This window comes from Candidatus Bipolaricaulis anaerobius (assembly GCF_900465355.1).
Lineage (GTDB): Bacteria > Bipolaricaulota > Bipolaricaulia > Bipolaricaulales > Bipolaricaulaceae > Bipolaricaulis > Bipolaricaulis anaerobius.
Map to the genome: position 1 here is coordinate 744,338 of NZ_LS483254.1, position 14,640 is coordinate 758,977.

Consider the following 14,640-nt stretch of genomic DNA (forward strand, 5'->3'; position numbering starts at 1 on the left):
CGGGGGGCGATGGGATGAAGATCGGGATCTTCACGGATACCTACACGCCGGACTCGAATGGGGTGGTCACCGTGGTCCGGCTCATGGAGCGCGAACTGAGGAAAGGGGGCCACGAGGTCCGCATATTCGCCCCCGCCCATCCCGAAGTGCGGGAGAAGAGGGAGGATGTGTACCGCTTTCGCTCGGTGCGGTTCATCCTCTACAAGGGGTTGCGGGTCGCCCTCCCCTACAACCGCCGGGCCTTCGCGGCCCTGAAGGACCTGGACATCGTGCATAGCCACGACCCCTTCTCCGTGGGACTGGTTGGGTTCTGGGCTTCTCTCCGCTATGGGATACCCCATGTGCACACCTACCACACCCAATACGTGGAGTACCGCAAGTACTTGCCCTATCCCTTTCGCCCGTCGCGCCAGGTGGTGGAACGGCTCAGCCGCATGCTCTGCAATCGCTGTGATGCCGTGATCGCTCCCTCCAGTCACATTGAGCGCGAGCTGCGCCGGTACGGGGTCAAGGTCCCTGTCCATGTCCTTCCGTTTGGAGTGGATGAGGAGGCGTACACCCGTCCCCCGACGTGGGACGTTCGCCAAGCCCTCGGGCTCCCCCCAAGCTCGGAGATCCTCCTCTATGTGGGGAGGCTAGGGTGGGAGAAGAACATCGAGTTCCTGATCCGGTCCTTCCGCCGGATCGCCAGGGAGCGTTCCGGGGCGTGGCTGGTGCTTGTCGGGGATGGCCCCCACCGCCCGAAGCTGGAGGGACTCGTACGTGAGCTGGGGTTGAGCGAGCGGGTGGTGTTCGTCGGTTACCTCCCGTGGGAGCGCTTGATCGATCCCTACCGTCAGGCCACGCTGTTCGTGTTCGCCTCGAAGACGGAGACCCAGGGGCTGGTGGTGATGGAGGCGATGATGGGCGGGACCCCTCCGGTCGCGGTGGAGGCGATGGGGGTGGCGGATCTGATCGTCTCGGAGGAGACAGGGCTGCTCGTTCGGGAGGATGAAGCCGCGTTCGCTGACGCGTGTCTGTCCCTCCTCGCGGACGAGGAGCGGCGGAAGGAGATGGGGGAGAGGGCGCGGAGATGGGCGGCAGCGCACAGCGCCCGGGCGTCGGTGGCCCGGTTGATGGAGATCTACGAGGGCCTCCGGAGGGAGTGGGCCAGAAGGCACACCTGCGCTCAGATCGCTGGCCCCATGGCCTGAGCAGAGGTCGCGCTATGATCGGCCGCGCGCTCGCGGTGGGGAAACGCGCGATCCTCTCCCTGCCCTGCGGCCTGGGGGTGTTGGCCCTCCCGCTCTTGGTCGAGGTTCGGGTCGAGGGGCCTCGCCCCCATGGGCCATGTGTGCTCGCCGTGACGCACAGCGGGGGGCCCGATCCCCTCTACGTGGCGAGGGCTGTAGGTTCATGGCGCACCCCGGCCCTGTTCTCGATCGACCCGCGCTATCCCTTCCTGCGCCCGTTCTACAGGGCACTCTGGCGGTTCGAGATCCGCGAAGGAGAGAAGGAGTTCAACCGGCGGACCCTCCGCGCGGCCGTGGAGCACCTCCAGAAGGGGGGGCAGATCATGGTCTTCGCCGATGGCCCGGACTTCCGGCGCGGGACACTCAAGCCGGGGGCGGCCGTCCTGGCGCGCCGGGCGGGGGTCCCCGTTGTCCCGATCGGCCTCGAGAACGCGCACATCCTCCCCCCTCAAGGAGAGGAGCTCGCCCTGGGGCCGCTCTTTTTCCATGTCGTTCGATCGTTGCGCCGCAAGGGCTGGATTTGCGTGCACTTCGGTGCGGCCGTGTTTCCGGATCCTTCCCTCCCCGAGCGGGCGGACGTGGATCGGATGATGCGCCTGTTGGAGAGGAGCTTCGACCGCTACCACCGGCGCTTCGTGGGGCTCCCCGGACCCGTCTGGCCTAGCACGCAGCGAGAAGGTGGGTGACCTCCTCGGCCGTTTGGTCACGGTTCCCTCGGGTGAGGTGGACCACGCGGTCGGCCCCGTGGCGGATCCGGTAGGCGAGGGGATGGTTTGAGGCGCGGTGGACGGTGACGAGGAGGTTCTGGGCCTCCTCAAGAGCCCGGTCCACGGCGCGAACGAACCGTGGGGAATGGAGCTCCATCGGCCCAACCTCGTCCACCACCACGAGCCTCGCGCCTTCGATCGCCCGTTCGATGGCCTGGGCGCCGATCTCATCGAGATCGCGGAGGTTGAGGCGGTACCGCCCACACGACGGTCCAGCGGCGAGATGAAGGTGGGCGAGGATCCCTTCCGCTCCCGTGGCGAGGTCGCGCACGGAGAACCCCACCCGCCGGCCGCACTTCCTGATCTCGGCCGTGACCATGCCGCCATACGAGAGCGGCACGTCCTCCACGACCTGTCGGACGAGGGTGGACTTCCCGACGCCTGGATTCCCCGTCACCGCGATCTTCATCCCCGCTGCCCCGGACCGGATTCTACTGCCGAGGGCGTATAATGCCCGCTCCAGGTTCGATGCTCCACAACGAGGTGATCGAGGTGATGAAGATGAGCAGGCGCTCGCTGGGGCTGCGGCACCTGCCGCGGAACATCTGGGCGGTGGGCGCAACGAGCTTCCTGATGGACGTGTCGAGCGAGATGGTCCTCAACTTGCTCCCCCTGTTCCTGGCCAATGTGCTCGGCGTGGGGACAACCCTCATCGGCGTGATCGAAGGGGTGGCCGAGGCCACTGCCTCGCTCGTCAAGGTGTTCTCGGGCTGGCTCTCGGACCGGCTGGGGCAACGGAAGTGGCTCGCCGTGGCGGGCTACGCCCTCTCGGCCGCGGCGAAGCCGTTCTTGTACATCGCTTCGTCTTGGGAGGCGGTGGCCGGGGTGCGGTGGGCCGATCGGGTGGGCAAGGGGATCCGTACCGCGCCCCGCGATGCCCTTGTCGCGGATTCGATCGACGAGAAGCGGCGGGGGTTGGCGTTCGGCTTCCATCGGGCGGCGGACACGGGCGGGGCGATGGTCGGCATCCTCGGGGCCCTGGCGGCGGTGTGGATGACGCAGGGTGGGGTGGGGCAGCTCACCGCGACCACGTTCCGCACCGTCGTCCTGGTGAGCCTCGTCCCGGCAGGGTTGGCCGTGGTCGTCCTCGCCCTGGGGGCGCGCGAGGTGGGGGCGGCGAGGAGCGCACGCCCCCCCATCCGGTTCCGCGCCTTGGGGCGGCCGTTCCTCGTGTTCCTCGGGATCGTGGGCCTGTTCGAGCTCGGCAACTCCGCCGATGCCTTCCTCGTCCTGCGCGCCCAGACCCTGGGCACGAACGTGCTCGGCATCCTCGGCATGCTTGCCGCGTTCAACCTCGTCTACACCCTCGTCTCCACCCCCGCCGGCGCCCTCTCCGATCGCATCCCCCGGCGGACGGTGATCGTGGCCGGGTGGGTCGTCTACGCCGGGATCTACCTGGGCCTCGGCCTCGCCGGCGCGGTGTGGAACATGTGGGTCCTGTACACCGTGTACGGGGCGTACTACGGCGCTGCCTACGGGACAGCGAAGGCGCTGGTCGCAGACCTCGTGCCCGTCGAGCTACGCGGCACAGCGTACGGGACCTACAGCCTGGTGGTGGGGGCGATGGACCTCCCGGCATCCGTGATCGCGGGCGCGCTCTGGCAGAGCATGGGCCCGGGGGCGCCGTTCTTCTTCGGCGCCGCCGTCGCCCTCCTCGCTGCGGGCGCGCTCTGGATCTGGGGGAGGTCCCGCGTGGACCAGGCGGGGTGAGGGCTGCCCCGGTCCTCCCGTGGGCCGGATCTACCCTGGAGAGGCGGGCGGGCCCCGCGCATACTCACGCGGTACGCTCGTTTCTCTCAGGAGGACGGGGTGCGCAGGTGAGCCGAACGCAAGAGAGCCTGGAGCTGGACAAGGTTCCAGCTAAACGTTTCGCAACGTTTCGTTCGGGTACAAACCGGGAGCCGATCCCCTCTTCGTGGAGGTGAGCTTCGGCCCCCCCCGGGGTGGACGGGGGTGATCGGCGCCAATGGGGCGGGGACGACCACGCTCCTCCGTTTGGCATGCCGAGAGCTCTTCCCCCAACGGGGGACGATCCGCGCGCCGGATCATGTTTTCTACTGCGCCCGACGGACGGATGACCCGCCCCTCGAGCGCGGCGCGTTCCTTGCCTCATGGGACGGCGCGGCCGGGGCGGGGAGGACATTCCGGTTGCGCCAAGGCGGGGTTGGCGAAGGGAGGAGGGGGCGATAGTATCAAGGTCAGCGGAGCGTGGCGCAGCATGGTAGCGCACTGGCATGGGGGGCCAGGGGTCAGCGGTTCAAATCCGCTCGCTCCGACCAGGGTCGCCGGGTAGGGGGCCTGACGCGAGGGCGGGATGCCCGAGCGTTGCCACGTGTGCGGTGTCGATAGCCGATGATTCGAATTGGATTCCTCATGTCGGACACGGGCGGCGGCCATCGCGCGGCCGGGAAGGCGATCGAGGCCGCGCTCCACCACCTCTATCCGAACGCGTTCCAGTGCGAGTACTTCGACGTCTTCCGCCGCTGCGGGCTGCCCCCGTTCTGCTGGGCGCCGGAGATCTACCCGTGGTGGGTGGCCCACCACCAGCCGTCCTACGATTTCTTCGTCTCCCAGACGGATCGGCTCCTCGCGACGCGGCTCGGCCGTCGGGGCCTTCCCTCCTGGGTCCTCCGCAAGGGGCCCTGCCTCAAGGCCCTCGCGAACTGGCAGGCGATGGTCGTCCTCCACGCTGGGTTCAGCGGGTACGCCGTGGCCGTCCGCCGCGCGGCCCAGAGGGAGATCCCCCTCCTCACCGTGATCACGGACATGGCCTCCCCCCACAGCGGGTGGTTCCACCCCGACGTGGAGCGGTGCCTCGTCCCCACCCCGAGCGCGATCGAGAGGGGGCTGAAGCTGGGCTTGGCTCCGGACAAGCTGCGGCTCGTCGGCCACCCGGCGCACCCCAAGTTCGCCCTCCTCACCCAGACGAAGGCCGAGGCCCGGGATGAGCTCGGGTGGGACCACGACCTCCCCACGGCCCTCGTCGTGAGCGGGGCAGAGGGGATGGGGGCGATGGAGGCGCTCGCCCGGTCCCTCGACGGCCTGGGGGTGCAGCTCGCGATCGTCGCCGGGAGGAACGAGGCCCTCGCCGCCCGGTTGCGGGCTGTCCCGTGGCAGAACCCGGCCCACGTATACGGGTTCGTGACGAACATGGAGATCCTCATGCGAGCGGCGGACGTCCTCATCGGGAAGCCTGGGCCGGGGGTGATCGCCGAGGCGGCGATCATGGGCCTCCCGATGATTCTCACCGGGGGGATGGTGAACGAGCTCGCCAACGTCCGGTTCGTGACGGAGGCCGGGGCGGGCGTGTACGCGAAGAGGCCGGAGGAGGTGCGGGCCGCCCTCGCAGGTTGGATCTCCTCCCCCGACGAGCTCGCCCGCCGGAGGGAGGCTACCCAGAAGATCGCGTACCCCAACGCTTCGCTCGAGGTCGCCCACGAGATCGCTGCCCTCGCCCGTGCGGCGGGAGCGGGTCCGGCCTGATCGCGTGGCCTCCCCCAAGGATCAGCGGCTCGTCCTCATCGCGGGCGGCCTCCTCTGTGTTGGGTTGGCGGTTCTCGGCTGGATCCTCCCCATCGTCCCCGCGACCCCGTTTCTCATCCTCGCCGCGTGGTGTTTCGCCCACAGCTCCCCCCGCCTCCACCGATGGCTCATCGGGAATCGCCTGTTCGGACGCTACCTCCGCGACTACGAGGAAGGGCGTGGGCTCCCCTGGACGTGGAAGGTTGGCTCGCTCCTTCTCGTGTGGGGCTCGGTCGCGGTCTCCGCGGTGTTCATCGCCCGCACGGCGTGGCTCCGCCTCCTCCTCGTGGCGATGGCCCTCGGCACGACGTGGTACACCCTCCGCCTCCCCACCCGTCGGGGGTAGCTCCACCTCGTCGGTTGGCAGCCCGCTCTCTTGCCTGGGCGGCGGTCCGAACGTACCAAGGTGTTCTGGGATCCCGCTCAACCTGCCACGCTGGGGCAGGGTGAACCGACCCCCCGGGGCGCTTTCGGCGAGCGCTCGTACCGGGTAAGCTCATTTCGGTTGAAGGAGGCATGACATGCGGATGCGCGCGGTTGTGGCAGTTCTCGTTGTCCTCGGGATGGGGGCCTTTCTCGCTGGCTGCGACAAGGGAACTCCCCCCACGATTTCCACTCCGCCCACGGCCCAGACGGCCTGCGTGGGGGGGAAGGTCACGTTCAGCGTGACGGCGGCTGGCAAGGCGCCCCTCTCCTACCAGTGGAAGAAGGACGGGACAGCGATCTCAGGGGCGACCAACGCCACCTATACGATCGGCTCCGTCGCGGCGGGAGATGCGGGGAGCTACACGGTGGTCGTGACCAACGCTGCGGGCAGCATCACCTCGGCGGCGGCCGTGCTCACCGTGAACGTTCCTCCCACCATCACCGCCCAGCCCGCTGCCCAATCGGCCTGTCTGGGGAAGTCTGTCTTGTTCAGCGTTACCGCCACGGGAACCCCGCCCTTCTCCTACCAGTGGAAGAAGGACGGGACCACCATCGCTGGCGCTACGACCGCGATCTATACGATCCCCGCTGTGACCAACGCTGATGAGGGGACCTACACCGTGGTGGTCACGAACGGCTGTGGCAGCGTGACCTCGACCCCCGCCGCCCTCTCCCTGGGCGCCGCCCCCACGATCACCTCCGAGCCCACGGCCCAGACCGTGTGCGCCGGCCAGCCTGTTGAGTTCACCGTGGCCGCCACGGGAACCCCTCCCCTCACCTACCAGTGGCTGAAGGATGGGGGGGAGATCGGCGGCGCCACGGCTGCGACCTACACCATCTCCGCCGCTGCCTCCACGGACGCCGGGGCCTACTCCGCCACGGTGGCCAATAGCTGTGGGACGGTGACCTCGCGCGCCGCTGCGCTCACCGTGGGCACCGCTCCCACCATCACGGCCCAGCCCGCATCCCAGGCCGCCGTCGCCGGGAGCTCTGCCACGTTCAGCGTCACCGCCACGGGAACTCCGCCCTTCTCCTACCAGTGGCAGCGGGACAACGCCGACATCGCGGGCGCAACGGAGCCGAGCTACACGATCCCTGCCGTCGCCAGCGCGGATGCCGGTAGCTACACCGTGGTCGTCACGAACCCGTGCGGGAGCGCCACCTCGGACCCCGCCCTGCTCACCGTGACCCCCGCCGCCACGGAGCCGGTACCGCCTCCCGCCGTGACGGGCCCGTTCATCACCGTCAATGGCCATCCCCTCGACCGCGCGGCGTTCGACAGCATGCGGGAATCCATCCTCGATTACTACGCCCAGCTGTACGCTCAGTTCGGGATCGACATCGAGGTCTTCCGCGCTGGCGCGCGGGGCCGCCTGTTCGACCTCGACCTCGACCTGACCGCCCTCACCGCTGTCATCACCCGCGGCCTCGTTGAAGCCGAGGCGGAGCGGCTGGGGGTCGTCATCACGGGGGAGGAGACCGAGGCCGAGTTCCAGAAGCAGTACCAGGCGATGCTCGACACGTACGGAATGGCTGAGCAGGACCTCGTTGACTACTTCGCGATCTACGGCGGGACCCTGGAGGAGTTCAAGGAAGAGGGGCGGGCGAGCGTGACTGAGCAGCTCCTCTACGCCGCGGTTCAACAAGCGGTGGTGGGCCCGATCGAGCTCTCCGAGGATGAGCTCCGCGCGTACTTTGAGGAACACAAGGCCGACTACAGCACCGAGGAGCAGATCGAGGCCTCGCACATCCTCGTCGCTACCGCGGAGGAAGCGCAGGCGATCCTCGATGAGCTCGCTCGCGGCGCTGACTTCGCCGAGCTCGCCCGCACCCGGTCCACGGATACCGGCAGCGCCGCCCAGGGCGGGGCGCTCGGGTGGTTCGGGCGCGGGGTGATGGCCCCCGAGTTCGAGGAGGCGGCGTTCGCCCTTGAGGTCGGGGAGACGAGCGGCATCGTCCAGACCGATTTTGGGTTCCACATCATCCGCGTCACCGACCGTCGCGCCGCGAGCGAGCCCGAGTTCGAAGAAGTGGCGGACCGCGTGCGGGCCGACGCCGAGCGCGCGATCGCGCGGGAGAGGTTCGATGCCTGGCTGAAGGCAGCCCGCGAGGAGGCGACGGTCGTCATCTCTGACCCCATCCTCGAGGCGATGTACCTGAAGGACCTGGACCTCGACCGCGGGATCGCCGCGTTCGAGAGGATCCGGGACGAGGGGGTGGTCGAGGAGGAGTACATCTCGTTCATCATCGGCTCCCTGTACGAGGAGAAGATGGCGTCGCTCCAGTCCGAGATTGAGCTCCTCACGACGCAGCTCCCCGAGGGCCCCGAGCGCGAGGCCGAGATCGCCCGGGTGGAGGGGGAGGTCGAGAAAGCGCGTCAGGCCGCCCTCGCCGCCTATCAGGAGGCCCTGAAGGCTTTCCCCGACGACGAGGATGTCCAGGAGCGGATCAGCGTGCTGGAGGGGAAGGAGGCCCTCCCGCGCTAGAGGGGGAACGGGATCTCCTTCGCTAGGGCGCCCCGCCCTGGGCCGCGGGCTCAGGGCTGGGCGGTGAAGGCCTCCGTGCGGAGCTCGACCCAATCGAACTGCCACGGCCAGAGGTAGGTCGGGATCATGAAGGACCGCTCCTCACCTGGTCGGATGTCCCAGAGCTCCCGGTGCGCCTCGCCCACGAGCACGTGGCCCGGCTCGCGGTAGAAGCGGGCGTAGACTTCGGCATGGGTCACGCGCTGGTCCGCGCTCGCGTTGCGCACGACCCCCTCGATGAGGGATCCGTAGTACTCGGGCCCAAGCTCCCACCGCACCACGTCCAGGGGGTAGCTTTTCCCGTAGCGCAGGACGCGCATCGCCGGGGAGGTGCGGCGGCACACGCCCCCCTCCGTCGCCGACTCCTGGGTTACGGTGAGGGTGACGGGGAACTCCTGTTCCTCAAGCCCGTCGGGATCCCGGTCGAACACGTGCTGCACGACGGGACCGGTGCCTGTCACCCCGTCCCCGAACTCCCACTGGTACCCGACGATCTGTCCCTCGCTCGCGAATGAGTCCCCGGCGTCGAACGTCACCAGAAGGGGGAGCTCCCCTTCCTCGGGGGAAACGCGGAACGTCGCCACGGGGGGAGCCACCCCCCGGCACGGATCGGGCGCCACGCGGGTGCAACCGGAAAGGAAAAGCGTCCCTCCCATCACCACGGCCCACCATCGCTTCATCTCCTCCTCCTTGTCGGGGCGGACAGATGGCCTTGTCCTCCCTCCCCGTTCGTGCTAAAGTGTGGTCGCCTAGGCACCCATCCTCCCGGCGTCGTGCTGGGATCGTACAAGGAGGTGGGAGTTTGGCCATAGAGAGGTGTACGACGTAGTTGGTAACGGAACGGCCCGTGCTCGGCGCGGGCCGTTCCTCTCTTTCCCGTCATGCCTCCTCGGGCACCGCGAACCCGCCATGATCGGCCCGGCGATGGTAGGCCTCGATGCCCGCCGGGATTCCCTGGACATCGTCCACCACCCGGACCAGGCGCGGGTCGTCGGCCCCGATCGTCCCCTGGGCAGCGAGCGGGCCCGTGATCCAGTCCATCAAGCCTTTCCAGAACTCGCTCCCCACCAAATAGATCGGGAACGGACGGACCTTGAGGGTTTGGATGAGGGTCAGGGCTTCGAACAACTCGTCGAGCGTTCCGTAGCCGCCCGGGAACACCACGAACGCGGACGCGTACGTGACGAGCATCACCTTGCGCACGAAGAAGTAGCGGAACGAGAGGGCACGGGTTTGGTATGGGTTGGGGGCCTGTTCGTGGGGCGTGTAGATGCTGAGGCCGATGCTCTCCCCCCCTGCCTCGAACGCGCCCTTGTTCGCCGCCTCCATGATCCCCGGTCCCCCGCCGGTGAGGACGGCGTACCCTGCCTTGGCGAGCGCGGCCCCGAGGGCCTCGGCGGCGCGGTAGTACGCGGGGCGGAGGCCATCGCGGGCGGACCCGAACACGGCCACCGCTCGTTCCACGCCTGCCAGGGCCTCGAACCCGGCGGCGAACTCCCCCAGGATCCGGAACATGTGCCAACCGTTCTCCGCCAGCGCGTCCGTCACGTACTCCCGCTCCCCGCGTCGTGCCGCCATGACCCCCTATCCTACACGCGGCGCCCCGGGGAGGCCCCTGAACGCGGGCTCGGGGTGCGCTAAGCTACCCCCGATGGAACTGCCACGGTCGTTCGGGATCGTGCTTCACCCCACGAGCTTCCCCGGCCGGTGGGGGATCGGGTCCCTCGGCGCGGAGGCGCGGGGGTTCCTCGATTGGCTCAGCGCGGCGGGCGGCCGGTGGTGGCAAGTCCTCCCCCTCGGCCCGACCGGGTACGGAGATTCGCCCTACCAGTCCTTCTCCGCGTTCGCAGGGAACCCGTACCTCCTCGACCCGGAGGAGTTCCGCGCCCGCGGCTGGCTCCCCGCGGGCGAGCTTCCGTCGTTCCCGGAGGAGAGGGTGGACTTCGGCCGGATCTACGAGACCCGCTGGCCCCTCCTCCGCCGCGCCTACGCTGGCTTCCTCCGCCATGGGTCGTGGGGGGAGAAGAGGGACCTCGGCCGATTCAGCCGCTGCGAGGACGACTGGCTCCCCGATTACGCCCTGTTCATGGCCCTCAAGGCCCAGTTCCGGGGAGCTCCCTGGTCGTCGTGGCCGGCCGAGCTCGCCCATCGCGCCCCGCGCTCCCTGTCCGCTGCCCGGCGCGCCCTCGCCGAGGACGTCGGATTCCATGCCTGGACCCAGTGGCGGTTTCACCTGGCATGGGATGCCGTGCGGGCGCATGCCCGCGAGCGGGGGGTCGGGATCATCGGCGACATGCCGATCTTCGTCTCCCACGACTCGGCCGATGTGTGGGCCCATCCAGAGTTCTACCACCTCGACCAGGGGGGGAACCCCACCGTCGTCGCCGGGGTCCCGCCGGACTACTTCAGCGCCACCGGGCAACGGTGGGGGAATCCCCTCTACCGGTGGGATGTGCTCGCGGCGGATGGGTTTCGGTGGTGGATCGCCCGCGTCCGCCACGCGCTCCGCACCTGTGACCTCGTGCGCATTGATCACTTTCGGGGATTCGAGGCGTACTGGGAGATCCCCGCCACCGAGCCGACCGCGATCCACGGGCGGTGGGTCCCGGCCCCCGGGGAGGCCCTCCTCGCTGCAATCCGGGCCTCCCTCGGCGACGTGCCGATCGTCGCCGAGGACCTCGGGGTGATTACCCCGGCGGTGGAGGCCCTCCGCGACCGGTTCGGGCTTCCCGGGATGCGGGTCCTCCAGTTCGCGTTCCAGGGCGGGGACGACAATCCCCACCTCCCCCACAATTACCCCGAACACGGACGGGTCCTCGTCTACACGGGCACCCACGATAACGACACGGCCCGCGGCTGGTTCCGGACCGCCCCCGCGATGGAGCGGGAGCGGGCCCGGGCCTACCTCGCTGGGAACGGGATCCGCCTCGAGCGGGACGAGGACGCGCCAGGGGCGTTGATCCGCCTTGCCCTGGGATCCCGGGCTGCCCTGGCGCTGATCCCCCTCCAGGATGTGCTGGGTCTGGATAGTTCAGCTCGCATGAACCGCCCCGGCCGACCGGAGGGGAACTGGACCTGGCGGTACAGGAGCGGAGCGCTGACCCAGACTGCCGCACAGGAGCTGCGGACCCTCGGCACGGAAGCGGCGCGGGTTGCCCCGTTCGGTCCCGTTCGGTAGCCTAGCTCCCATCCGCACGGACAGATGCCGGGAGAGGAAACAGACATGCCGGAGAAGAACGAACTGATGGAGAAAGTTGTTTCGCTATCCAAACGACGGGGGTTCATCTTCCCGTCGAGCGAGATCTACGGCGGGATCGGTGGGTTCTGGGACTACGGCCCGCTGGGGGTCGAGCTGAAGCGCAACGTGCGTGAGGCGTGGTGGCAGGACATGGTCCGCGGCCACGACGACACGACCCCGCCCCCGGGCATGCCCTCCCCCTACGCCATGGTCGGGCTGGAGACCTCGATCGTCATGCACCCCCAGGTGTGGAAGGCGAGCGGCCACTACGATCTCTTCCACGACATGCTCGTCGATTGCCGCCAGTGCAAGGCCCGCTTCCGCGCGGACCAGCTCGCCACGAGCCAGTGCCCGGAGAAGCCGTCCAAGCGCCCCGGGGAACACACGACCTGTGACCTCACCGAGCCTCGCGAGTTCAACCTCATGTTCAAGACCTACGTCGGGGCCCTCGTGGACCCGGAGAGCGAGGCCTACCTCCGGCCGGAGACGGCCCAGGGGATGTTCACCAACTTCAAGAACGTGCTCGCCACGGCGCGGGTGAAGCTCCCGTTCGGGATCGCCCAGATCGGAAAGTCCTTCCGCAACGAGATCACCCCCCGCTACTTCACCTACCGGTCGCGGGAGTTCGAGCAGATGGAGATCGAGTTCTTCTGCCGCCCCGTGGAATCACGCCTCTGGTACGAGTACTGGCGCGACCGCCGCTTTCGATGGTACGTGTCGCTGGGGCTGTCCGGGGAGCGGCTCCGCCTCCGTGAGCACGGTCGGGAGGAGCTGAGCCACTATAGCTGCGGGACGGCGGACATCGAGTACGCGTTCCCGTTCCTTCCCGCGGGCGAGTTCGGCGAGCTGGAGGGGATCGCCCACCGCGGCGACTTTGACCTTCGCTCGCACATGGAGGGGAAGCTCGTCCGCCGTGGGGAGGAGCTGGTGGTGGAGACAGGTCCTGATGGCAAACCGCGCTATCCCGGGAGCGGCAAGGACCTCTCCTACTTCGACGAGGAGACCAAGGAGCGCCTCATCCCCCACGTCATCGAGCCCTCGGCGGGGGTGGACCGGTCGATGCTCGCCTTCCTCTGCGAAGCCTATGCTGAAGATGCGATCCCGGACGAGAACGGGATCCCCCAACCCCGGGTCGTGCTGAAGCTCCACCCCCGCCTCGCCCCGATCAAGGCGGCGGTGTTCCCCCTCATCCGCAAGGAGGGGATGCCGGAGATGGCCCTCGACCTCTACCGCGAACTGAGGAAGAACTGGAACGTGGACTATGACGATAGGGGCTCCATCGGGCGCCGCTACCGGCGCCAGGATGAGTCCGGGACCCCGTTCTGCTTCACCGTGGATGGTCAGACGATTGCCGACGGGACCGTGACCGTGCGTGACCGCGATACGACAGTGCAGGAGAGGATCCCGATGACGCAAGTCGCCCCCTTCCTCCAGGAACGGCTTGTCACGGGCTAGGGACGACCGCGCCCGGCCTCCATTGACGGATGGGGGAACCGCACTATACTCGCGATCAGTTGTCCTCACGGATGGGGCGACGAAGGAGGCGAGGCCACGATGAAGGAGAAAAAGGCGGACAAGCCGAAGCAGCCGAAGAAGCCGTGCGGCGGCTAGCACCATCGGTACGCGAAACGCTGGTCTGTGATCAGTATTCCGGATGGGGCGCGGAGTCGCCCCATCTTTTGGCGGAGGCAGCGGGCGCGGCCGGTTGCGCCCAGGCGATCGCGATTTGACGTCCCCCAGGAAACAGCATATGCTTAGCCCCAAGCTGAGCAGGACCGGGAGGCGTTATAGCAAGCGGGGGAAGCGGACCATACACAAGGAGGAGAATCCCCTTCGGGCAGCGCCGAGCAATGGCTCCCCCGATTCCGAAATGGAGTCGCCACACCGGTAGGCTACATTCACGTGGGCACGGGGCATGCTGCGGAGGGGAAGGAGGACCATGACGAAGAAGCGTATCAAGCTGTGGGTAGTGCTGGTTGGAGCTCTCGCGGTGTTGGGCTTGCTGGCGGGGTGTTCGAGCGCTAGTTTCAATCTTCCGAAGACCCTGACTGCGATGTCCATCCCGCAGGGCAGGTCGGCTACTCAGAAGATCACCATCACGCGGACCGGCGACTTCAAGGGTGAGGTCGAGTTCACCGTCACGGGCGCTCCCACTGGGATGACCGCCAAGTTCGACCCTGTGAAGACCACCACCACCGGCACCGAGACCACCCTCACCCTCACGGTGGGGGATGCGGTGGCGGTTCAGAAGTACACGCTCAAGGTCGTCGCCACCAGCGGCAAGACGAAGAAGGAAGTGCCGCTCGAGGTGAACGTCCTGGTGAAGCCAGACTTCACGCTCGCCACCAATCCGGCTTCCCTCACTGTAAAGGCGGGGGCAACTGGCACGGTGACGATCAACCTGACCCGCAACGCCACCATGACGGGGGCGATTGCGTTGACCCTTGAGGGCGCTCCGGCGGGGGTAACGGGGACGTTCAACCCGGCGTCGGTCACGGCAGCGACGAGCACCCTCACCCTCAACGTGGCCACCACGGCCGCCGGCGGGACCTACAACCTCACCGTGCGCGGGAAGGGCGACGGGGTGGACAAGACGGCGGTTGTGAAGCTCACCGTTGAGGCTCTCCCCGACTTCAACCTCGTGCCGACCCCGAACGCAGTCCAGGTGAAACCGGGTGCGTCGGCGGATGTGGCGATCGCGGTGAACCGGGTGGGCGGGTTCGCGGAGCCTGTTCAGTTCGAGATCGAGGGCCTTCCCACCGGGGTGACGGCGGCGTTCGACCCCAACCCGGCTCCGGCAGGGACGACGACGCTCAAGCTCACCTGCGGGACCTCCGCCGCTCCCGGCGCGTACACGGTTCGCGTGAAGGGAACAGCGGGGACCAACTCCAAGGTTGTCAACATCAACCTCACGATTGCCCCGTAGGGCA

Annotated in this window: 12 protein-coding genes and 1 tRNA gene; 10 read left to right on the forward strand and 3 right to left on the reverse strand. The window is 68.3% G+C overall.

The window, feature by feature from the left end; translation table 11 throughout:
• Positions 1-14 precede the first annotated feature (14 nt).
• A complete protein-coding gene (locus tag BARAN1_RS03705; protein ID WP_162297744.1) occupies positions 15-1,193 on the forward strand; it encodes a glycosyltransferase family 4 protein in 1,179 nt (392 codons plus the stop codon).
• A gap of 14 nt (positions 1,194-1,207) precedes the next feature.
• Positions 1,208-1,918, forward strand: a complete 711-nt coding sequence (locus BARAN1_RS03710) for a lysophospholipid acyltransferase family protein (protein ID WP_157959443.1) — start codon at positions 1,208-1,210, stop codon at positions 1,916-1,918.
• On the opposite strand, the gene BARAN1_RS03715 is transcribed toward BARAN1_RS03710, so the two are convergent.
• Positions 1,893-2,408: an NTPase gene (locus BARAN1_RS03715; RefSeq protein WP_122030985.1), complete on the reverse strand. Its 516-nt coding sequence runs from the start codon at positions 2,406-2,408 to the stop codon at positions 1,893-1,895. The genes BARAN1_RS03710 and BARAN1_RS03715 overlap by 26 nt on opposite strands.
• Positions 2,409-2,449: 41 nt before the next feature.
• Between BARAN1_RS03715 and BARAN1_RS03720 the strand changes: the two genes are divergently transcribed.
• From BARAN1_RS03720 to BARAN1_RS03745, 5 genes are all read left to right on the forward strand, one after another.
• Positions 2,450-3,709: an MFS transporter gene (locus BARAN1_RS03720; protein WP_231944230.1), complete on the forward strand. Its 1,260-nt coding sequence runs from the start codon at positions 2,450-2,452 to the stop codon at positions 3,707-3,709.
• Between the two features lie 492 nt (positions 3,710-4,201).
• Positions 4,202-4,278 (forward strand) — tRNA-Pro (locus tag BARAN1_RS03730).
• A gap of 73 nt (positions 4,279-4,351) precedes the next feature.
• A complete protein-coding gene (locus tag BARAN1_RS03735) occupies positions 4,352-5,482 on the forward strand; it encodes an MGDG synthase family glycosyltransferase (RefSeq protein ID WP_122030990.1) in 1,131 nt (376 codons plus the stop codon).
• Entirely contained in the window at positions 5,457-5,867 is a 411-nt protein-coding gene (locus BARAN1_RS03740; protein ID WP_162297745.1) for a YbaN family protein, read from the forward strand. The genes BARAN1_RS03735 and BARAN1_RS03740 overlap by 26 nt, the downstream gene beginning before the upstream one ends.
• A gap of 175 nt (positions 5,868-6,042) precedes the next feature.
• Positions 6,043-8,433, forward strand: a complete 2,391-nt coding sequence (locus BARAN1_RS03745) for an immunoglobulin domain-containing protein (RefSeq protein ID WP_122030994.1) — start codon at positions 6,043-6,045, stop codon at positions 8,431-8,433.
• 50 nt (positions 8,434-8,483) lie between these two features.
• Here BARAN1_RS03745 and BARAN1_RS03750 read toward each other — a convergent pair whose 3' ends face one another.
• Both BARAN1_RS03750 and BARAN1_RS03755 read right to left on the reverse strand, forming a co-directional pair.
• A complete protein-coding gene (locus BARAN1_RS03750; RefSeq protein WP_122030996.1) occupies positions 8,484-9,152 on the reverse strand; it encodes a PKD domain-containing protein in 669 nt (222 codons plus the stop codon).
• Between the two features lie 199 nt (positions 9,153-9,351).
• On the reverse strand, positions 9,352-10,050 hold the full coding sequence (locus BARAN1_RS03755; RefSeq protein WP_122030999.1) for an LOG family protein: 699 nt from the start codon (positions 10,048-10,050) through the stop codon (positions 9,352-9,354).
• Positions 10,051-10,123: 73 nt separating this feature from the next.
• Here BARAN1_RS03755 and malQ point away from each other — a divergent pair, with 73 nt between their 5' ends.
• From malQ to BARAN1_RS03770, 3 genes are all read left to right on the forward strand, one after another.
• Positions 10,124-11,650 carry a 4-alpha-glucanotransferase gene (malQ, locus tag BARAN1_RS03760; RefSeq protein WP_122031002.1) on the forward strand — a complete coding sequence of 509 codons (1,527 nt, stop codon included), beginning with the start codon at positions 10,124-10,126 and terminating at the stop codon, positions 11,648-11,650.
• 66 nt (positions 11,651-11,716) lie between these two features.
• Positions 11,717-13,165 carry a glycine--tRNA ligase gene (locus BARAN1_RS03765; RefSeq protein WP_122031772.1) on the forward strand — a complete coding sequence of 483 codons (1,449 nt, stop codon included), beginning with the start codon at positions 11,717-11,719 and terminating at the stop codon, positions 13,163-13,165.
• Between the two features lie 484 nt (positions 13,166-13,649).
• Positions 13,650-14,636: a COG1470 family protein gene (locus BARAN1_RS03770; RefSeq protein WP_157959445.1), complete on the forward strand. Its 987-nt coding sequence runs from the start codon at positions 13,650-13,652 to the stop codon at positions 14,634-14,636.
• The last annotated feature ends 4 nt before the right edge of the window (positions 14,637-14,640 follow it).

Coding starts and splice junctions, on each gene's coding strand:
- BARAN1_RS03705 (WP_162297744.1), top strand. CDS start 15: ATGAAGATCGGGATCTTCACGGATACCTACACGCCGGACTCGAATGGG.
- BARAN1_RS03710 (WP_157959443.1), top strand. CDS start 1,208: ATGATCGGCCGCGCGCTCGCGGTGGGGAAACGCGCGATCCTCTCCCTG.
- BARAN1_RS03715 (WP_122030985.1), bottom strand. CDS start 2,408: ATGAAGATCGCGGTGACGGGGAATCCAGGCGTCGGGAAGTCCACCCTC.
- BARAN1_RS03720 (WP_231944230.1), top strand. CDS start 2,450: ATGCCCGCTCCAGGTTCGATGCTCCACAACGAGGTGATCGAGGTGATG.
- BARAN1_RS03735 (WP_122030990.1), top strand. CDS start 4,352: ATGATTCGAATTGGATTCCTCATGTCGGACACGGGCGGCGGCCATCGC.
- BARAN1_RS03745 (WP_122030994.1), top strand. CDS start 6,043: ATGCGGATGCGCGCGGTTGTGGCAGTTCTCGTTGTCCTCGGGATGGGG.
- BARAN1_RS03750 (WP_122030996.1), bottom strand. CDS start 9,152: ATGAAGCGATGGTGGGCCGTGGTGATGGGAGGGACGCTTTTCCTTTCC.
- BARAN1_RS03755 (WP_122030999.1), bottom strand. CDS start 10,050: ATGGCGGCACGACGCGGGGAGCGGGAGTACGTGACGGACGCGCTGGCG.
- malQ (WP_122031002.1), top strand. CDS start 10,124: ATGGAACTGCCACGGTCGTTCGGGATCGTGCTTCACCCCACGAGCTTC.
- BARAN1_RS03765 (WP_122031772.1), top strand. CDS start 11,717: ATGGAGAAAGTTGTTTCGCTATCCAAACGACGGGGGTTCATCTTCCCG.
- BARAN1_RS03770 (WP_157959445.1), top strand. CDS start 13,650: ATGACGAAGAAGCGTATCAAGCTGTGGGTAGTGCTGGTTGGAGCTCTC.